This window comes from Arthrobacter sp. Cza30 (assembly GCF_059090765.1).
The window spans coordinates 569,406-587,724 of record NZ_JBNHGA010000004.1; the positions used below are offsets into that span (position 1 = coordinate 569,406).

At 70.7% G+C, this 18,319-nt stretch carries 18 protein-coding genes; 4 read left to right on the forward strand and 14 right to left on the reverse strand.

Annotated features, from left to right (window positions below):
- Positions 1–77 precede the first annotated feature (77 nt).
- The 5 genes from AC5RVZ_RS16325 to AC5RVZ_RS16345 form a co-directional block, all read right to left on the reverse strand.
- Positions 78–401 carry a DUF2469 family protein gene (locus AC5RVZ_RS16325; RefSeq protein WP_127818250.1) on the reverse strand — a complete coding sequence of 108 codons (324 nt, stop codon included), beginning with the start codon at positions 399–401 and terminating at the stop codon, positions 78–80.
- 76 nt (positions 402–477) lie between these two features.
- Positions 478–1,137, reverse strand: coding sequence for a ribonuclease HII (rnhB, locus tag AC5RVZ_RS16330; protein ID WP_494066815.1), 660 nt, complete (start codon positions 1,135–1,137; stop codon positions 478–480).
- A complete protein-coding gene (lepB, locus tag AC5RVZ_RS16335) occupies positions 1,134–1,949 on the reverse strand; it encodes a signal peptidase I (protein WP_494066816.1) in 816 nt (271 codons plus the stop codon). Before lepB ends, rnhB begins: the two co-directional genes overlap by 4 nt.
- 169 nt (positions 1,950–2,118) lie before the next feature.
- Positions 2,119–2,466, reverse strand: a complete 348-nt coding sequence (gene rplS, locus AC5RVZ_RS16340; RefSeq protein WP_194411405.1) for a 50S ribosomal protein L19 — start codon at positions 2,464–2,466, stop codon at positions 2,119–2,121.
- Between the two features lie 165 nt (positions 2,467–2,631).
- A complete protein-coding gene (locus tag AC5RVZ_RS16345; protein WP_494066817.1) occupies positions 2,632–3,123 on the reverse strand; it encodes an MFS transporter permease in 492 nt (163 codons plus the stop codon).
- Positions 3,124–3,245: 122 nt separating this feature from the next.
- On the opposite strand from AC5RVZ_RS16345, the gene map reads away from it, so the two are divergent.
- Positions 3,246–4,028, forward strand: a complete 783-nt coding sequence (gene map / locus AC5RVZ_RS16350; protein WP_494066818.1) for a type I methionyl aminopeptidase — start codon at positions 3,246–3,248, stop codon at positions 4,026–4,028.
- Here map and treZ read toward each other — a convergent pair whose 3' ends face one another.
- The 7 genes from treZ to rpsP form a co-directional block, all read right to left on the reverse strand.
- Positions 4,029–5,762, reverse strand: a complete 1,734-nt coding sequence (treZ, locus tag AC5RVZ_RS16355; RefSeq protein WP_494066819.1) for a malto-oligosyltrehalose trehalohydrolase — start codon at positions 5,760–5,762, stop codon at positions 4,029–4,031.
- Positions 5,759–8,095 (reverse strand): malto-oligosyltrehalose synthase, encoded by a 2,337-nt coding sequence (treY, locus tag AC5RVZ_RS16360; protein ID WP_494066820.1) that lies wholly within the window; start codon positions 8,093–8,095, stop codon positions 5,759–5,761. The genes treZ and treY overlap by 4 nt, the downstream gene beginning before the upstream one ends.
- Before the next feature lie 10 nt (positions 8,096–8,105).
- Positions 8,106–10,310 carry a glycogen debranching protein GlgX gene (glgX, locus tag AC5RVZ_RS16365; protein WP_494066821.1) on the reverse strand — a complete coding sequence of 735 codons (2,205 nt, stop codon included), beginning with the start codon at positions 10,308–10,310 and terminating at the stop codon, positions 8,106–8,108.
- Positions 10,311–10,434: 124 nt separating this feature from the next.
- Entirely contained in the window at positions 10,435–11,145 is a 711-nt protein-coding gene (gene trmD / locus AC5RVZ_RS16370; RefSeq protein WP_494066822.1) for a tRNA (guanosine(37)-N1)-methyltransferase TrmD, read from the reverse strand.
- Between the two features lie 56 nt (positions 11,146–11,201).
- Entirely contained in the window at positions 11,202–11,783 is a 582-nt protein-coding gene (gene rimM / locus AC5RVZ_RS16375; protein ID WP_494066999.1) for a ribosome maturation factor RimM, read from the reverse strand.
- Positions 11,784–11,898: 115 nt separating this feature from the next.
- Positions 11,899–12,129, reverse strand: coding sequence for an RNA-binding protein (locus AC5RVZ_RS16380; RefSeq protein ID WP_494066823.1), 231 nt, complete (start codon positions 12,127–12,129; stop codon positions 11,899–11,901).
- A 4-nt stretch (positions 12,130–12,133) separates the two neighbouring features.
- Positions 12,134–12,565: a 30S ribosomal protein S16 gene (gene rpsP / locus AC5RVZ_RS16385; RefSeq protein WP_494066824.1), complete on the reverse strand. Its 432-nt coding sequence runs from the start codon at positions 12,563–12,565 to the stop codon at positions 12,134–12,136.
- A gap of 192 nt (positions 12,566–12,757) precedes the next feature.
- Between rpsP and AC5RVZ_RS16390 the strand changes: the two genes are divergently transcribed.
- On the forward strand, positions 12,758–13,921 hold the full coding sequence (locus AC5RVZ_RS16390) for a glutamate--cysteine ligase (protein WP_494066825.1): 1,164 nt from the start codon (positions 12,758–12,760) through the stop codon (positions 13,919–13,921).
- 34 nt (positions 13,922–13,955) lie between these two features.
- On the opposite strand, the gene ffh is transcribed toward AC5RVZ_RS16390, so the two are convergent.
- Together ffh and AC5RVZ_RS16400 are read right to left on the reverse strand one after the other, a co-directional pair.
- Positions 13,956–15,515 (reverse strand): signal recognition particle protein, encoded by a 1,560-nt coding sequence (ffh, locus tag AC5RVZ_RS16395; protein ID WP_494066826.1) that lies wholly within the window; start codon positions 15,513–15,515, stop codon positions 13,956–13,958.
- Positions 15,516–15,553: 38 nt separating this feature from the next.
- Positions 15,554–16,543, reverse strand: coding sequence for a TetR family transcriptional regulator (locus AC5RVZ_RS16400; RefSeq protein ID WP_494066827.1), 990 nt, complete (start codon positions 16,541–16,543; stop codon positions 15,554–15,556).
- 105 nt (positions 16,544–16,648) lie between these two features.
- Between AC5RVZ_RS16400 and lipB the strand changes: the two genes are divergently transcribed.
- Entirely contained in the window at positions 16,649–17,287 is a 639-nt protein-coding gene (gene lipB / locus AC5RVZ_RS16405; protein ID WP_494066828.1) for a lipoyl(octanoyl) transferase LipB, read from the forward strand.
- The gene (gene lipA, locus AC5RVZ_RS16410; protein ID WP_494066829.1) at positions 17,284–18,297 is read left to right on the forward strand and encodes a lipoyl synthase; all 1,014 of its coding nucleotides are present in this window, start codon (positions 17,284–17,286) and stop codon (positions 18,295–18,297) included. Before lipB ends, lipA begins: the two co-directional genes overlap by 4 nt.
- The last annotated feature ends 22 nt before the right edge of the window (positions 18,298–18,319 follow it).

Below are 18,319 nucleotides of genomic sequence, written 5' to 3' on the forward strand. Positions count from 1 at the left end.
ACGCGCCGGACCCGGGGGGTATCCGTGAGGAACGGCTGCCGGCGCCCGGGTGTGGAGGAAGGGCGATCGGCGAGCGATCAGGTGTCGAGCGACAGCTCCTCGGGCAGGTGGAAGTCCCGGCGCGAGAGCTCTTCGACGTTGACGTCCTTGAATGTGAGGACGCGGACAGCCTTCACGAACCGGTCGGCGCGGTAGATGTCCCACACCCACACGTCAGACATCGAGATCTCGAAGTAGAAGTCGTGCTCGGTGTCCCGGCGGACCACGTTCACCTCGTTGGCGAGGTAGAAGCGCCGCTCGGTCTCGATGACGTACTGGAACTGCGATACGACGTCGCGGTACTCGCGGTACAGGGCGAGCTCGAGCTCACGGTCGTAGTCTTCGAACACGTCGTCGTCCATGGTGCCTCCATCCTACGGGCGGCGCGGGGACCCGCGACCGCCGGTTCGCTCACAGCGGCTGCCGACCGCGTCGGCGTCAGAACAGCGTCGGCGCCTCGGCGATCGACCACGAGGCTCGATGATGAGGGCTGAGCCCGTGCATGCGGATGGCCTGGCGATGGTCGGGGCTGGCGTAGCCCTTGTTCCGCGCCCAGTCGTACGCGGGGACCTGCTCATGCAGATCGGTCATCAGGCAGTCCCTGGCGACCTTGGCGATGACCGACGCCGCGGCGGCGGAGGCGCAGTCGCGATCGGCTTTGATCACGGGCCGGACGGTCAGCCCCACCCCGCCGGCCGGCGTGATGTAGTCGTAGTTGCCGTCGAGGATCACGATCGCCTCTTCCGGGATGACGCCGTGCGCGCGCAGGTCGGCGATCGCGCGGAGCGAGGCGAGACCGAGGGCGCGCATGATGCCCATCTCGTCGATCTCGGCCGAGCTCGCCCAGCCGACGGCGCTGGCCGCCACCCAGGATGCCGCGCGGGCCGCGACGTCGGCGCGCTGGGGCTCGGGCACGAGCTTCGAGTCGCGCAGGCCCGCAGGGATGCGCTTGCGCGAGCGGGTCGGATCGATGACGGCGGCGCCGACGGCGACCGGACCGGCGAGGGCTCCGCGACCCACCTCGTCGCACGCGATCACCAGCGCGTGCTCACGCAGGAGCCGCCGCTCGAGCGTGAGCCGAGGCTCGGCGACGGTCATGGCGACGCGCCACCTCCATCTCGGCGGGGGGATCCGGCATCCGCGGCGGCATCGGGCTCGGGAACGCCGGTGAAGACCTCGTGGTGGAAATCCAGCAGACCGAAGCGGTCCAGCGGCCAGGTCACCAGGAAGGCTCGCCCGACGACGTTGTCGATGGGCACGAACCCTTCGCCGGGCTGGTCGACGTTGTAGCGGGAGTCCTTCGAGCGGTACCGGTTGTCGCCGAGCACCCAGAGGCTCCCCTCGGGCACCACGACGTCGAACGGGTCCGCGGATGCCGCGGTCTGACCCGAGGGCAGCTTGAGGTAGCCGGATTCGTCGATCGGCACGCCGTTCACGGTGACCTGGCCGATCGCGTTGCAGCACACCACCCGGTCCCCGGGCAGGCCGATGATGCGCTTCACGAGGTGGTCGTCGCTGTCGGGCGCCGCGAGACCGACCAGGGAGAGCACCCACTCGATCGCTTCGACGACGGGCGGCCGCGCCGGCGCGGTGCTCGGGGGAAGCCATCCGCCCGGGTCCTGGAAGACCACGATGTCGCCGCGCTCGTAGGCGCCGAACCTCGGGGTGATCTCGTCGACCAGGATCCGGTCGTTGACGTGGAGCGTGTCCTCCATCGATCCCGACGGAATGTAGAACGAGCGCACCAGGAACGTCTTGACGAGAAAGGACACCAGGACGGCGATGAGGACGATGACGATGACATCCCGCAGCAGCAGGAGGAGGCCGCGCCGCCGGGTCGGAGCGCTGCCGCTCCGCTCTCGACGGGTGGCGGGCGTGGCCGCCGCGGAAGCCGACTGCTCGGTCGTCATGCACTGTCCTTCACCGGCTCGCCTGCCATCGTCGAGCCCTGCCCTCAAGGGTCGCACATATCGGGTGCGACCCGCCGCCCGCGCGCGGTCGGGTGGCATGCGCGCCGCGGCCACGCCGGACGCGCGAGAGCCCCGGGCCGATCGGCTCGGGGCTCTCGCGACGGAAGCGTCAGTTGTCGCGCTTCTCCTTGATCTTGGCCTTCTTGCCGCGGAGGTTGCGCAGGTAGTACAGCTTCGCGCGACGCACGTCACCGCGGGTCACGACCTCGATGTGGTCGATGACCGGGGAGTGCACCGGGAAGGTGCGCTCGACGCCGACCTGGAAGCTGATCTTGCGGACGGTGAAGGTCTCGCGCACGCCGTCGCCGGAGCGACCGAGCACGACGCCCTGGAAGACCTGGATGCGGGAGCGGTTGCCCTCGGTGATGTTCACGTGCACCTTGACGGTGTCGCCGGGGCCGAAGTCGGGGATGTCGGAGCGGAGCGAAGCCGCGTCGACGGCGTCGAGGATCTGCATGATCGTCTCTCTCTGCGGCCGCCACAGGTCGACCGCGGGAAGGATGGTAAGGACGGTGTGCCCGAGAGCGCCGGATCGGGATCGATCGGCCGGTTCCCCTGAGGCAGAACCTGTCAGGGCACAAACGCCCATTCTGCCATGGATGCCCCGGGCGGCCAAAACGGCTCAGGGCCGGCGGCGCGTCGCCTCGGTGACGACGAACACCTCGGACGGCGCGGGAGCGCTCGGCTCACCGGGCGCGGGAATCGATCCCACGTCCGCCCGGAAGCGGCGCAGCGACAGCGAGGGGCGGGCCTCACGCCACAGCTGCCACAGCTGCAGCCAGAACAGCGCGACGCCGACGATCAGCGCGAGCACGAGGACCGGCGCCCACCAGGCCGTTCCGAAGAAGCCGAGGGACGCGACCAGGGCGTGCCACGTCGCGAAGCCCGCCACGTCCCACCACGACACTGCGCGGTGCGCGCGCACCGTGGCACGGGCGCGGTTGAGCAGCGTGAGCAGCAGCTGCCATACGAGCACGCCGGGGATCGCCATGAAGAGGACCCACAGGAAGGCCCACCCGCCGGCGCCCGTGACGGCGCAGCCGATCAGCAGCCACAGCGGCAGCACGAACGCGGCCGGGATGAGCCAGCCGAAGAATCCGCGACGCAGCCACATGCCTCGATGGTACGCCGCGGGCCTTCGGATGGCCCTCGCCCGCGAGCGGTGCGGAGCATCCTCACAGGACCGCCGCACCGGGTCCGACAGAATGGACGGAGACAGCGGAAGGACACACACCGATGATCGAGCTGCGCACGCCCGCCGAGATCGAGGCGATGAAACCGGCCGGTCGCTTCGTCGCCGAGACCCTGGCGACGCTGCGCGAGGAGACGAAGGTCGGCACCAACCTGCTCGCGATCGATCGCCGCGCGCACGAGCTCATCCGCCGCGCCGGCGCCGAGTCGTGCTACATCGACTACCACCCGTCCTTCGGGGCCCGCCCGTTCGGCAAGGTCATCTGCACGTCGGTCAATGACGCCGTGCTGCACGGTCTCCCCCACGACTACACGCTGGGCGACGGCGATCTGGTGTCGCTGGACTTCGCCGTCTCGATCGACGGCTGGGTCGCCGATTCCGCCATCTCGTTCGTCGTGGGCACCCCGCGCGACGAGGACCTGGCGCTCATCGACACGACCCAGCGCGCGCTGGATGCCGCCATCGGGACGGCGACGGTGGGCAACCGCATCGGCGACATCTCGGCCGCGATCGCGCAGGTCGCCCGCGCCGACGGGTATTCGATCAACACCGACTTCGGCGGCCACGGGGTCGGTCGCATCATGCACGGCGACCCGCACGTGCCCAACGACGGCAAGGCCGGGCGGGGCTATCCGCTGCGTCCGGGCCTCGTGGTGGCGCTCGAGCCGTGGTTCCTGCAGAACACCGATGAACTGATCACCGACCCGGACGGGTGGACCCTGCGCTCCGTGGACGGCTCCCGCGGCGCGCACTCCGAGCACACGGTCGCGATCACCGAGGACGGCCCGATCGTCCTGACCGACCGCTCCTGGCTCGGCGTCGACTGATCAGCGCCCCGCGGTCCGCACCACCGCGGCGCTCCGGGCCGGCAGGACGAGCCGCTCGCCGGTGAGCGCGAGTGCGGGATCGGTGGTCACGAGGACCTCGGGGACGACGCCGACCTCGAGCTCGACGTCCCGGTCCCCGAAGTTGGCGAGCACCTCGACGTCGCCCCGCCGCATCCGGAACCAGCGCGCGGCCTCGTCCGCCGACGCCGAGACGGTGCGGAAGTCCGGATCGGTGAAGACCTCGAGCTCGCGTCGCAGGCCGATGAGCCGCCGGTACAGCGCGAGCAGCCGGGCGTGGGGTTCCGCGGCGACTTCGTCCCACCGCAGCTTCGATCGCGAGAAGGTCTCCGGATCCTGAGGATCGGGCACCGTCGACTCGTCCCACCCCATGCGGGCGAACTCCTCCACGCGCCCGCGAGCGGTGGCCTCACCCAGCTCGGGCTCGGGATGCGAGGTGAAGAACTGCCAGGGTGTGGACGCGCCCCACTCCTCCCCCATGAACAGCATCGGGGTGAAGGGCGCCAGCACGGTCAGCACCGCGGCGAGGGCCAGCCCCCGCTCGTCCACGAGGTGCGACAGCCGCTCCCCGGCGGCGCGATTGCCGATCTGATCGTGGTCCTGCGCGAACACGACCAGGCGCCACATCGGAATGCGCGGATCGATGGGGTGACCATGGTGACGCTCCCGGAAGCTCGACCAGGTGCCGTCGTGGAAGAACCCCTTGGTGGAGGCCTTCACCAGCGCCGCCAGCGGCTCGAAGTCGGCGTAGTACCCCTCCGTCTCTCCGGTGATGGCGACGTGGAGCGCGTGGTGGTAGTCGTCGCTCCACTGCGCGGTGAGCCCGTAGCCGGATGCCTCGCGGGCGGTGATGAGGCGGGCGTCGTTCATGTCGGACTCGGCGATGAGCGTGAGCGGCCGCCGGACGTGCGCGCTCAGCGCGTCCACCCGCTCGGCCAGCTCCTGCAGGATGTGGGTGTCGGAGTCATCCTTCAGCGCGTGGACGGCGTCCAGCCGCAGCCCGTCCACGTGGAAGTCGCGCAGCCACATCAGCGCGTTGTCGACGATGTACTGCCTCACCTCGGGCTGGTCGAGATCGACCGACGAGCCCCACGTGTTCCGCTCCGCATCGCGCAGATACGGCCCGAACTCCGGCAGGTAGTTGCCGCTGGGTCCGAGGTGGTTGTAGACGACGTCCTGGATGACGGCCAGGCCCCGGCGATGACACGCGTCGACGAAGCGCTGGTACGCGGCGGGCCCCCCGTACGCCTCGTGGACGGCGTACCACAGCACGCCGTCGTAGCCCCAGTTGTGCACGCCGTTGAAGCCGTTGACGGGCAGGAGCTCGACGAAGTCCACCCCGAGCTCGACCAGGTGGTCGAGGCGCTCGACGGCGGCATCCAGGGTGCCTTCCGGCGTGAAGCTCCCCACGTGCAGCTCGTACACCACGCCGCCCGCCAGCTGCCGGCCCGTCCAGTCGTGGTCCTGCCAGCCGTGGGCGTGGAGGTCGAACACGGCGCTGAGGCCGTGGACGCCGTCGGGCTGCCGGAGCGAGCGGGGGTCGGGGCGCGCGTCCGAGGCGTCGCCCAGGACGAAGCCGTACCGCTCCCCCTCGGCCAGCTCGACGTCCGCCTGCCAGTGACCGCGGTCGAGAGGCGACATGGGGATGTCCGCCCCCCGGTCGGGGACGCGCAGGTGCACCCGTTCCGCGCGCGGAGCCCACACCGCCGGGATCACGACGCACCCTCCACGAGCAGCGCCACCGGGTACACGTCCAGCAGCTCGGCCAGGCGCACGGAGCCCTTGAAGGAGCGGCCCGTGTACACGTCGGTCACCACCCCGCCATCTCGCAGCAGCATCGTGTCCTCCCATGGGTTTCCCGAAGTCGATCCCCGACGCGCGAGCGCGACGGGCAGGCGTGTTGCGATCACCAGCGCGCCGCCGCGGTCGATCGCGATCGCGTGGTCGGCGGCGGGCCCCACCACGACGGCGGGCGCGTAGCGGTGGAACAGCTCGGGCCGGTCACGGCGCAGCCGGAGCGTGCGCGCGGTGACGAGCAGCTTGGCAGCTCCCGTGCGGTCGACCAGCGGCTGCTCGCCCGCGTCGATCCGCTCGAGGAGCCGCCGTCGGAGCGTGAAGTCGACCTCCCGCCGGTTGTCGGGGTCGACGAGGCTCTGCTCCCACAGCTCGCTTCCCTGGTACACGTCGGGCACACCGGGCCCGGTCAGCTGCAGCGCTTTGGCGCCCAAGCTGTTCGACCACCCCGCGGCTTCGATCTCCGCGACGAAGGACTCCACGCGCGCAGCCAGGTCGGGATCATCGAAGACCGCGTCGACCAGCGCGTGCATGCGCGCCTCGAACGCGTCGTCCGGGTCCAGCCACGATGTGGCGTCGCCCGCCTCGCGCGCCGCCTTCTCGGCGTACGCGTGCAGGCGTTCCCGGGACGCCGGCCATGCCCCGATGATCGCCTGCCACAGCAGCGCGTCGAACGGACCGTGCCCGGTGGAGGCGGTCGCCGTGAGCTCCTCGAGCACGTCGGCCCACCGCTGCGGGATCTCCGACAGCACCGAAAGACGGGCGCGGACGTCTTCGCCGCGCTTGGTGTCGTGCGTGGAGAGCGTCGTCATGCTGTGGGGCCATTCCGCCTGCCGGCGCGCCTGGGCCTCGTGGAACTCCGTCGGCTCGAGCGCGAACTGCGACGGGTCCGCGCCGACCTCGGTGAGGGTGCCCAGGCGGGTGTGGCGGTAGAACGCGGTGTCCTCCACGCCCTTGGCCATCACCATGCCGCTGGTCTGCTGGAACCGCAGGGCGGCGGGATTGCGGGGGTCGGCCAGGACCGGGACGATCTCGTCGAGCGCGCCGGCCAGGTCGTCGCGGCGCGCGCGGACCCGCTGCGCCGCCGCCTGGAGGTGCTCGGCGCCTGCCGGCAGGTACGACCGGTACACCGGGAACTCCGCCAGCAGCTCGGCGAGGGCGTCGCGCACGTCGGTGCGCTCGAGCCCGAGCTCTCGCTCGAGGCGCCGGACCTCGGACTGCAGGATGCCGTCCGCGATGCCCCGCTTCGTCGCGACGGTGAGCTCGTGCCACCCCTGTCGCGGCGGCAGCCCGGTCGCCGATCGCAGCCGGTCGTCCAGGGCGTCGAGCGGCTCCTCTCCGGCCGGATCGACGAAGGCGCGATCGATCTCGGCCAGCGCGTCGTACCCGGTGGTGCCGGCGGTGGCGAAGAACGGCGGCAGCGCCTCGCCGCGCTCGAGGATCTTCTCGACGAGCACGTACGCGCGCCCGGTCCGCTCCGCCAGACGCGCGAGGTACTCGCCGGGCAGCCGCAGGCCGTCGGGATGGTCCACGCGCAGGCCGTCGACCAGCCCCTCGCCCACCCAGCGGAGGATCTCCGCGTGGGTGGCGTCGAAGACGTCCGGATCCTCGACGCGGACGGCGGCGAGGGACGAGACGCCGAAGAACCTCCGATAGTTCAAGTCCCACGATTCGCGACGCCAGTCCATCAGCTCGTAGTGCTGCCGGTCGTGCACCGCGAGGACGTCGGCGCCGTCGGCGGTGCCGGGGGCCAGCGGGTAGCGATGGTCGTGATAGCGCAGTTCGTCGCCCTCGATGCGCAGCACCCCCGACGCGGCGGCATCCTCCAGCGTCTCGCCGAGCACGGGGATGCGCAGCCGACCGCCGGCCGCCGACCAGTCGATGTCGAAGTAGTCTGCGAACGCGGAGGCGCGGCCGTTTCGCAGCACGTCCCACCACCAGGCGTTCTCCTCGGGCCGGGCGACGCCGACGTGGTTGGGGACGATGTCCACGAGCACGCCGAGCCCCGCCTGGTGGAAGGCGCGCGCCGCCCGGCGCAGGCCCTCCTCGCCACCACGCGCGGGGTCGACCGTCGTGGGGTCGGTCACGTCGTAGCCGTGATCCGAGCCCGACGCAGCGGTCAGCAGCGGCGACAGGTACGCCCAGTCCACGCCGAGCGCCGCGAGGTAGTCGGCGAGGCCGGCGGCGTCGTCCAGCGTGAATGAGGAGCGAATCTGAAGGCGGTAGGTGGAACGCGGGCGCTCGAGGTCGGCCATCACTCCCCCGTCAGTGTCCGAGCTCGGGGTGAGGCGCCGCGCCGGTGACCGGCTCGCTCGCCGTGGATGCCGCCAGGGAGGCGGCGACGGAGTGGTCCACCTCGTCCTCGGGCTCCTCGTGCTCGCGCAGGACGGCGAGGGATCGGGCCTGCAGCGCCACGGTGTCGCCCGGGCTCAGCGGCCCGGACTCGACCTGCTCGCCGGCGGTGTCGACCACGACGTCCCATTCGGGGCCGAACTCCACCGCGGGGATCGTGAAGTCCACAGGCTCGTCGCCCGCGTTGAACAGCACCAGGAAGTGGGCATCCGAGATCGGCTCGCCCCGGCGGTCGCGCTCGCGGATGCCGTCGCCGTTGAGGAACACGCCCACCGCGCGTCCGAAGCCCGAGCCCCAGTCCTCCGGCTGCATCTGCGAACCGTCGGGACGCACCCATGCGATGTCGGGCAGCGGCGCGCCCTCCTCGCGGCGCACCGGCCTGCCGTCGAAGAAGCGGCGCCGGCGGAAGGTGGGATGCTGACGGCGCAGCCGTGCCAGCGCCGCGGTGAACTCCACGAGGGGCTGGTCGACGGCATCCCAGTCCACCCATGTCGTCTCGTTGTCCTGGGCGTAGCCGTTGTTGTTGCCGTTCTGGGTGCGTCCGAGCTCATCGCCGTGCGAGAGCATCGGGATGCCCTGCGACAGCAGCAGGGTCGCGATGAAGTTCCGCTGCTGGCGTGCGCGGAGCGTCAGCACCTCGGGGTCGTCGGTGGGTCCTTCGACGCCGCAGTTCCACGACCTGTTGTCGTCGGCGCCGTCCCTGCCCTCTTCGCCGTTGGCCTCGTTGTGCTTGTCGTTGTACGACACCAGGTCCCGCAGCGTGAAGCCGTCGTGGGCGGTGACGAAGTTGACCGAGGCCACCGGCCGGCGCCCGGAGTGCTCGTAGAGATCCGACGAACCGGTCAGCCGCGAGGCGAACTCGCCGAGGGTCGCCGGCTCGCCCCGCCAGAAGTCCCGGACGGTGTCGCGGTACTTGCCGTTCCACTCCGTCCACTGCGGGGGGAAGTTGCCGACCTGGTAGCCGCCGGGGCCGACGTCCCACGGCTCGGCGATGAGCTTGACCTGGGAGACCACCGGATCCTGCTGCACCAGTTCGAAGAACGTCGCCAGGCGGTCGACCTCGTAGAACTCGCGCGCCAGTGTGGAGGCGAGGTCGAAGCGGAAGCCGTCGACGTGCATCTCCAGCACCCAGTAGCGCAGCGAGTCCATGATCAGCTGCAGGGTGTGGGGGTTGCCCACGTTGAGGCTGTTCCCGGTTCCGGTGTAGTCGGTGTAGTACCGCTTGTCCTCCTCGAGCCGGTAGTACGCCTCGTTGTCGATGCCCTTCATCGACAGCGTCGGGCCCAGGTGGTTGCCTTCGGCGGTGTGGTTGTAGACCACGTCGAGGATGACCTCGATCCCCGCGGCGTGGAGCGCCTTCACCATGCCCTTGAACTCCTGCACCTGCTGACCACGCTGTCCCGATGAGGCGTAGCCGTTGTGCGGCGCGAAGAACGCGATGGTGTTGTAGCCCCAGTAGTTCGACAGGCCCTTGTCCTGCAGGATCGAGTCGTTGACGAACTGGTGCACGGGCATGAGCTCGATCGCGGTGACGCCGAGCTTTCGCAGATGGTCGATGATCGCGGGGTGCGCCAGGGCGCTGTACGTGCCGCGGATCTCCTCCGGGATGCCGGGGTGCCGGCGGGTCAGTCCCCGCACGTGCGCCTCGTAGATCAGCGTCTCGGCGTAGGGCGTCTTGGGCTGCCGGTCCCCCGCCCAGTCGAAGAACGGGTTGACCACGACGCCGAGCATCTGGTCGGCCGCCGAGTCGTCGTCGTTGCGCGAGTCGGGGTCGCCGAAGGTGTACCCGAACACCGACTGGCCCCAGCGGACCTCGCCGTCCACCGCCTTGGCGTACGGGTCGAGCAGCAGCTTCGCCGGGTTGAACCGCTTGCCCGAGGCCGGATCGTACTCGCCGTGGACCCGATAGCCGTAACGCTGCCCCGGCTGCACGCTCGGGACGTACGCGTGGTGGACGAAGGCGTCCACCTCGACCATCTCGATGCGCGTCTCCGCCCTGTCATCGTCGAAGAGACACAGTTCCACGCGCTCGGCGCCTTCGCTGAACAGCGCGAAGTTGGTCCCGTTCCCGTCGAACGTCGCTCCCAGCGGATACGCCGCTCCTGGCCACACCTGCATACGACGACCTCCCAGTAGTTCAGCGGTCCTCACGATAACCGGGAGAAAAACCTGCCGCTGGGGGTGGCGCAGGGCGTGGTGGTGATGTAGTGCCCGCTCGTCGGCCGACGCTCGTGCGCCGTGGTCAGAGCTCGGCCTCCACGCGGCCGGTCTCGTCGGCGGGAAGGAGATCGGGGCGCACGGCGCGGGTGCGCGCGATGCTCTGCTCGCGCCGCCACGCGGCGATCGCGGCGTGGTTGCCGCTCAGCAGGACCGCCGGCACCTCGTGCCCGCGCCACACCGCGGGCTTGGTGTAGCTGGGATACTCCAGCAGCCCTTCCTCGTGCGACTCCTCCACGAGGCTGTCGGGGTTGCCGACGACACCCGGGATGAGGCGCGACACCGCCTCGATCACCGCCATCGCGGCGACCTCTCCGCCGTTGAGCACGTAGTCGCCGAGGCTCACCAGGCGGACGCGTCCGCGCTCGGCGTAGTGATCCACGACGCGCTGGTCGATGCCCTCGTAGCGCCCGCATGCGAACACCAGGTGCGACTCCGAGGCGAGCTCGCGCGCCAGGGACTGCGAGAACAGCTCGCCCGCGGGCGAGGGCACGAGCAGGACCGCGTCGTCGGTGAGCACCTCGTCCAGCGCCTCACCCCAGGGCTCGGGCTTCATGACCATGCCGGCGCCGCCGCCGTACGGCGTGTCGTCGACGGTGCGGTGCCGGTCGTGCGTCCAGCTGCGCAGGTCGTGCACGTGCATGTCGAGGATGCCGCGATCGCGGGCCTTGCCGATGAGCGAGACGCCCAGCACGTCGAAGAACGTCGGGAAGATCGTGACGATGTCGACGCGCATGACTTCGAGTCTAGGCATCCGTCCGTGCCGGGACGTGGCGCGCTCCTGTGCGGAACTCAGGCGTCGTCGCCGGGCTGTGGACCCGACTCGCCGTGGTCCTCGTCGTCGGACGGGACCTCTTCGAACAGGCCGGCCGGCGGTGTCACCACGATGCGGCCCGCGGCCACGTCGACCTCGGGCACGATCGCCTTGACGAAGGGAACGAGCACCTCCTCCGGCCCGGTCGCCGAGACCGGTCGGACGATGAGCAGATCCTGAGCCGGGAGATGATCGACGCGGACGACACGGCCCACGACGGCGTCGTCTCGGATGACGTCCAGTCCCACCAGCTGGTGGTCGTACCACGCGTCGTCCTCGGCGGGGGCGGCCTGAGGGTCCTCGTCGATCCACAGGATGGCGCGGATCAGCTGCTCGGCCGCCGTACGGTCCTCGACGCCCTCGAAGAACGCGACCGGGTGGCTGTTCATCCACTTGAACTCGCGGACGGTCAGCGGCTTGCCGTGCCACGGCGAGGACTCCGGCACCTGGAGCGTGAAGGTCGCGCCGGGTGCGAAACGCCCCTCCGGGTCGTCGGTGTACAGCTCGAGCTTGATGGCGCCTTTGAGGCCGTGGGCCTTCACCAGGCGGCCGACGCGCAGCTGGGTCGTGCCCGACGGCGGGGTCGCCTTGCCGGCGGCCTTCGCAGGACGGCTCTTCTCCGTCCCGGGCTCTGCCGGGTCAGTGGGCCGGTCGGCCCTGTCTTCGCCCGTCACCTCAATCGTCCGCGACGTCGACGCGCACGCGGCGCCCGTCGGCGAGCGCGGCGATCAGAGTGCGCAGGGCTTTGGCCGTGCGGCCGCCGCGTCCGATCACGCGACCCCGGTCCTCGGGGTGGACGTGCACCTCGAGCACGTCGCCCCGCGGCGACGAGGACGAGTCGATGCGCACGGCGTCCGGGTGATCGACGATCCCCTTGACGACGTGCTCGAGCGCGGCGGCCAGCAACGGATTACTCGGCGGACTCGGCGGCCTCGTCGGCCGCGTCCGTCGCCTCGTCGGCGGGAGCCGGTGCCGGCTCGTCCGCCTTCTTCTCGGCCTTGGGCTTGATGACCGACTTCTTGGACGCGTCGACCTCGAAGTCGGCCTTGGCCTCCTTGGTGCGCACGGTCGAGACGGCGTTCTTGTCGCCCTTGAAGGCGCCCCAGTCGCCGGTCAGCTTGAGGAGCGCGCGCACCTGCTCGGTGGGCTGGGCGCCGACGCTCAGCCAGTACTGCGCACGCTCGGAATCGACCTCGATGAACGAGGGCTCCTCGGTCGGGTGGTACTTGCCGATCTCCTCGATCACACGGCCGTCGCGCTTGGTGCGCGAGTCGGCCACGACGATGCGGTAGTACGGCGCACGGATCTTGCCGAGGCGCTTGAGACGGATCTTGACAGCCACGATTCTCCTGAATGTGTGGGAAGCGAACGAACCAGTCGCCTGGAGCGTGGGGTGCACACCCGGCGGGAGCTCAGAGGAGGGTCGGCGCGCTGGATAGAGGGTCGAGCGGCCGGTCCGACCCTCTATTCTGCCAGATGACCGACGAGGTCGCGAACCACGCCGACCCCGCGCGCCCCGTGTCAAACTGTGCCCATGACGCTGACCTTCGCGACGTCCTCCCGTTCTTCGGTCGGGCTGGAGTGGGAACTCATGCTCGCCGACGCCGAGACGGGCGACCTGGTGCCGCGGGCTCCGGAGGTGCTCGCCTCGCTCGAGGAGGACAGCTCGCTGGAGCGCTACACGGTGACCGGAGAGCTGCTCACCAACACCGTGGAGATCACCAGCGGCGTCGGCGGCACGGTCGCCGCGGCCGTCGACGACATCGCCGACGCCATCGCGGCGGTGCGCACGTTCACCGACTCCCGGGGCATCGATCTGCTGTGCGCGGGCAGTCATCCCTTCGCGCAGTGGTACGACCAATCGGTCACCGACAAGACGCGCTATCACAAGCTCATCGAGCGCACCCAGTGGTGGGGTCGCAACATGATGATCTGGGGCATCCACGTGCACGTCGGCGTCGACGACGTCAACAAGGTCTTCCCCATCATCAACGCGCTCGCGGTGTACCTGCCTCACCTCCAGGCGCTCTCGGCGTCGAGCCCGTTCTGGGCGGGCGAGCGCACCGGCTACGCCTCCAACCGCGCGCTGGTGTTCCAGCAACTGCCGACCGCGGGCCTGCCGTGGCCGCTGCAGAGCTGGTCGGAGTACGAGGGCTACATGGACGATATGGTCCGCACCGGGGTCATGGCCGACCCGACCGAGGTGCGCTGGGACATCCGCCCTGCGCCCCGCTGGGGCACCATCGAGGTGCGCGCCTGCGACGGCATGTCGACGCTCCCGGAGCTGGCCGCCGTCGCCGCGCTGATCCAGGTGCTCGTCGAGCGGTTCTCCCGCATGCTGGACGAGGGGATGCCGCTGCAGACCATCCAGCCGTGGTTCGTCCGTGAGAACAAATGGCGCGCGGCACGCTACGGCCTGGACGCGAAGGTCATCGTCGACCATCACGGCACGGAGGTGCCCGTGGTCGAGCACCTGCGGGAGACGCTCGCCGACGTCGCCGACCTCGCCGTCGAGCTCAAGTGCGCCCGCGAGCTCGAGGGCATCGAGACGATCCTCACGCAGGGGGCGAGCTACGCGCGCCAGCTGGCGGTGGCCGACGCGGCAGACGGCGACCTGCGCGAGGTCGTCCGGCACCTGGTCGGCGAGTTCCGTTCGGGCCCGACGCTGCGCGAGCACCTGCTCTCGGCGGCGCGCTGAGCGGCCGCCACGGCGACCGGCCGAACGCGGGGCCTCAGCCGCGGCCGAGGAGCTTCTGCAGCTCGGCGAGGTCTGCTTCGCTGGGGGCGCCCTGCGCGGCACCCAGCCCGAACCCCGAACCGGTGGGCGCCTGCGACGCCTGCGCGGCGAGCCCGGCGTTCTCCGCCGCGCGCTTGGCCGGGTTGCCCGAGCGCGAGCCCTTGGACTTCTGCGGCTTGCCCCGCTTGGCCGACGCGCCGGGCCGGCCGGCGCCGGGAACCGGACCCATGCCGGGGATGTTCGGGACGCCGCCGCGGGCGACGGTCTTCATCATCTTGGCGGCCTGCTCGAAGCGCTGCACCAGCTGATTGACATCGGTCACCGTCATGCCCGATCCGCGGGCGATGCGAAGACGCCGCGAGCCGTTGAGGATCTTCGGGTTGCGCCGCTCCCCCGGCGTCATCGACCGGATGATCGCCTCGGTGCGGTCGATCTCGCGCTCGTCGAAGTTCTCCAGCTGCTGCTTCATGGACCCCATGCCCGGGAGCATCCCGAGCATCTTCTTCATGGAGCCCATCTTCTTCATCTGCTGCATCTGCTCGAGGAAGTCCTCGAGCGTGAAGGTCTCGCTCGCGAGCTTCTCGGCGACCTTGAGGGCTTCGGCCTCGTCGAACGCCTGCTGCGCCTGCTCGATGAGGGTCAGGATGTCGCCGAGGTCGAGGATGCGCGAGGCCATGCGGTCGGGATGGAACGCCTCGAGGTCGTCCAGGCCCTCGCCGGTCGACGCGTAGATGATCGGCCGTCCGGTCACCGAGGCGACAGAGAGCGCGGCACCGCCGCGCGCGTCGCCGTCGAGCTTGGACAGGACGACGCCGGTGAAGTCCACGCCGTCCTGGAACGCCTTGGCCGTGTTGACGGCATCCTGACCGATCATCGCGTCGATGACGAACAGCACCTCGTCAGGATCGGTCGCCTTGCGGATGGCGGCCGCCTGCTTCATCAGCTCGGCGTCCACGCCCAGCCGGCCGGCGGTGTCGATGATGACGACGTCGTGCTGCTGACGCCGGGCGACCTCGACGCCCTCGCGCGCGACGCGCACCGGGTCGCCGACGCCGTTGCCGGGCTCGGGCGCGTAGATGGCCGCGCCGGCGCGCTCGGCGACCACCTGCAGCTGGTTGACGGCGTTCGGGCGCTGCAGGTCGGCGGCGATCAGGAGCGGGGTGTGCCCGTCCTTCTCGAGCTGCTTGGCGAGCTTGCCGGCGAATGTCGTCTTGCCCGAGCCCTGGAGCCCCGCGAGCATGATGACCGTGGGCGGGTTCTTGGCGAACTGCAGGCGCCGCTGCTGGCCGCCGAGGATGCCGATGAGCTCCTCGTTGACGATCTGCACGACCTGCTGCGCCGGGTTCAGCGCGCGGTTGACCTCGTCGCCCAGTGCACGCTCGCGCACCTTCGCCGTGAAGTCCTTGACGACCGGAAGCGCGACGTCCGCGTCCAGCAGCGCGCGCCGGATCTCGCGAACCGTGCCGTCGACGTCCGCGGGCGTGAGCTTGCCCTTGGTGCGGAGGTTGCGGAAGGTCTCGGTGAGCCGGTCGGAGAGAGTGCCGAAAGTCGCCATGATCCCCCGATTCTACGTGGCGAGGCCGGAAGCGGCGGTCAGCGCGCGTCGAGCTCCTGGAAGAGGGTCAGCTGTAGCCCTGCCGGTGCGCGCAGACGCGCGTTGAGCGAGCGCCACGGCGTCTGCCGCGCGGATGCCTCCACCTCGGCGCCGCCCTCGCGGAGTCGTTCCTGGGCGGCCTGCGTGTCATCGACCTCGAGCGCGATCCGGATGCGGTCGCTGACGCCGCCGTCGGTCTCCACGCCGTCGATGAAGCGCACCTGTGCGGGGTTGGCCAGCTCCAGCGTCGCCTGGCCGGCATCGAGGATCACCACGCGCGCACCGCCGTCAGCCACGTACGACTCCCGCTCGGGCATCCCTACGGCGTCCCGGTAGAACGCCACCGCATCGTCGAAGTCGGGCGCCTGCACGACGACACGCAGCTGCCGGACCGCGGCGCCGGCCGGGCGCACACCGGACGCGGCGTCGGCGGCGCGCACGAGGAACCGCGAGAGCGACGTGCGACCGGCGCCGTCCTTCGCCCAGGCGTCGATCGCGGCCAGCACCGCACCGCCCCAGGCCGCTCCTGCGACCTCGGCGCGGACGCGGTCCGCCCCAGCGGCGGTGAGGCGGTCCGCCACGGCGCGCGCGATGCGCGCTCGACGCAGGGATGCCTCCCGCTCGAGCTCGACCGACAGTCCCATCGCCGTGGCGTTCACGATGCCCAGGGCGAGGCTGTCGGGGGTGAACCCCTCGGCTATGGCGAGAACGGCGGCCCGCACCCCGGCCGCGGCATCCCGCTCCTGCCCCTCCGACAGAGCCGCCTCCAGCCGCGCGATCCGCTCGTCGAGCCCCGACCAGAGGATGTCGGCCTTCGACGCGAAGTAGTTGAAGAAGCTGGAGCGGCTGACGCCGGCGCGCCGCGTGATGTCCGCGATGGAGGTCGCCTCGAATCCCCGCTCCAGGAACAGTTCGCACGCGGCTTCCGCCAGCGTCTCGCGCGAGGACGCCTTCGGCCGGCCCACCCGGCCGCTGCTGCTGGTGGTCATCCCCTCACGTTATTACCGTCGCCCAGCTCCGGCCCATCGGTGCGTCCCCGCACATCCAGGCGTATTGTTGGACGCGATCCATCAATCCCGACGCAAGGAGCACGGATGCTCGCCATCGAAACGGTCGGCCTCGCCCCCGACTTCGTCCCGTATGCCGAGGCGTGGGAGCTCCAGCGCCGCGTGCACGGCGAGGTCGTCGCCGGCGCACGCCCCGACACGCTGCTCCTGCTCGAGCACGAGCCGGTCTACACGGCCGGGAAGCGCACGGAGCCGCACGAGCGCCCGACCGATGGGACGCCCGTGATCGACGTCGATCGCGGCGGCAAGATCACGTGGCACGGTCCCGGCCAGCTCGTCGGGTATCCCATCGTGCGGCTGCCCGAGCCGGTCGACGTCGTCGCGCACGTGCGTCGCCTGGAGCGCCTCCTCATCGCGGCCCTCGCCGAGCACGGCGTCGACGGGTACCAGGTCGCCGGTCGCAGCGGTGTGTGGGTGCGCCGCGCCCTCTCGGAGGACAAGGTGGCGGCGATCGGCGTGAGGGTGGAGCGCGGGGTCACCATGCACGGGTTCGCCGTCAACTGCGACAACTCCCTCGCCGGCTTTCGCGGCATCATCCCGTGCGGCATCACCGACGCCGGGGTCACCACGATCAGCGAGGTGGCCGGCACGCCCGTTCCTCCGAGGGATGTGGTCGCCGCCGTCTCGCGGGTGTTCTCCGACGAGTACGCGGGGGTGGCGGCATGAGCGCGTGCGGCACGACGCCCCCCGCTTCCGGCCCCGGGGGCCGGAAGCTGCTTCGGCTCGAGGTGCGCAACGCGCAGACGCCCATCGAGCGCAAGCCCGAGTGGATCAAGACGCGCGCGAAGATCGGCCCGGAGTATCAGGCGCTGCACGGACTGGTGAAGACCGAGCAGCTGCACACCGTGTGCCAGGAGGCCGGCTGCCCGAACATCTACGAGTGCTGGGAGGACCGAGAGGCCACGTTCCTCATCGGAGGCTCGCAGTGCACGCGCCGGTGCGACTTCTGCCAGATCGACACCGGCAAGCCGGCCGCCTATGACGTGGATGAGCCGCGGCGTGTGGCCGAGAGCGTCGCACGCATGCAGCTGCGGTACGCGACCGTGACGGGCGTGGCCAGGGACGACCTGCCCGACGGCGGCGCGTGGCTGCACGCCGAGACGGTGCGCCAGATCCATGCGCTCAACCCGCGGACCGGTGTCGAGATCCTCGCGACGGACTTCAACGGGGAGCCGGCGCTGCTGGACGAGGTGTTCGACAGTCGTCCGGAGGTCTTCGCGCACAACGTCGAGACCGTTCCGCGCATCTTCAAGCGGATCCGTCCCGCGTTCCGCTACGACCGGTCCCTCGGCGTGCTCTCGCGGGCGCGCGATGCCGGGCTCATCACGAAGTCGAACCTCATCCTGGGCATGGGCGAGGAGCCGGAGGAGGTCGTGCAGGCGCTGCAGGACCTCCACGACGCCGGCACGGACATCATCACCATCACGCAGTACCTGCGCCCCACACCTCGGCATCTTCCCGTGGCGCGGTGGGTCAAGCCCGACGAGTTCGTGGCGTTCAAGGAGGAGGCCGAGCGCATCGGCTTCCTCGGCGTGCTCGCGGGGCCCCTCGTGCGCTCGTCGTACCGCGCCGGACGGCTGTGGGCGCAGTCGATGGTCTCGAAGGGCCGCGAGATCCCGGCTCACCTCTCCCACATCGCCGACGGCGTCGACGCCGGCTTCGCGCAGGCGGTGTAGCAGCGCTCCCGGTGCCGGTGCG

What these genes read in the sequence shown, in the direction of transcription:
- glgX (WP_494066821.1), bottom strand. Translation starts at nt 10,310, where the DNA reads ATGCAGGTGTGGCCAGGAGCGGCGTATCCGCTGGGAGCGACGTTCGAC.
- AC5RVZ_RS16325 (WP_127818250.1), bottom strand. Translation starts at nt 401, where the DNA reads ATGGACGACGACGTGTTCGAAGACTACGACCGTGAGCTCGAGCTCGCC.
- trmD (WP_494066822.1), bottom strand. Translation starts at nt 11,145, where the DNA reads ATGCGCGTCGACATCGTCACGATCTTCCCGACGTTCTTCGACGTGCTG.
- AC5RVZ_RS16390 (WP_494066825.1), top strand. Translation starts at nt 12,758, where the DNA reads ATGACGCTGACCTTCGCGACGTCCTCCCGTTCTTCGGTCGGGCTGGAG.
- treY (WP_494066820.1), bottom strand. Translation starts at nt 8,095, where the DNA reads ATGGCCGACCTCGAGCGCCCGCGTTCCACCTACCGCCTTCAGATTCGC.
- rplS (WP_194411405.1), bottom strand. Translation starts at nt 2,466, where the DNA reads ATGCAGATCCTCGACGCCGTCGACGCGGCTTCGCTCCGCTCCGACATC.
- AC5RVZ_RS16345 (WP_494066817.1), bottom strand. Translation starts at nt 3,123, where the DNA reads ATGTGGCTGCGTCGCGGATTCTTCGGCTGGCTCATCCCGGCCGCGTTC.
- lepB (WP_494066816.1), bottom strand. Translation starts at nt 1,949, where the DNA reads ATGACGACCGAGCAGTCGGCTTCCGCGGCGGCCACGCCCGCCACCCGT.
- lipA (WP_494066829.1), top strand. Translation starts at nt 17,284, where the DNA reads ATGAGCGCGTGCGGCACGACGCCCCCCGCTTCCGGCCCCGGGGGCCGG.
- AC5RVZ_RS16400 (WP_494066827.1), bottom strand. Translation starts at nt 16,543, where the DNA reads ATGACCACCAGCAGCAGCGGCCGGGTGGGCCGGCCGAAGGCGTCCTCG.
- ffh (WP_494066826.1), bottom strand. Translation starts at nt 15,515, where the DNA reads ATGGCGACTTTCGGCACTCTCTCCGACCGGCTCACCGAGACCTTCCGC.
- map (WP_494066818.1), top strand. Translation starts at nt 3,246, where the DNA reads ATGATCGAGCTGCGCACGCCCGCCGAGATCGAGGCGATGAAACCGGCC.
- rnhB (WP_494066815.1), bottom strand. Translation starts at nt 1,137, where the DNA reads ATGACCGTCGCCGAGCCTCGGCTCACGCTCGAGCGGCGGCTCCTGCGT.
- lipB (WP_494066828.1), top strand. Translation starts at nt 16,649, where the DNA reads ATGCTCGCCATCGAAACGGTCGGCCTCGCCCCCGACTTCGTCCCGTAT.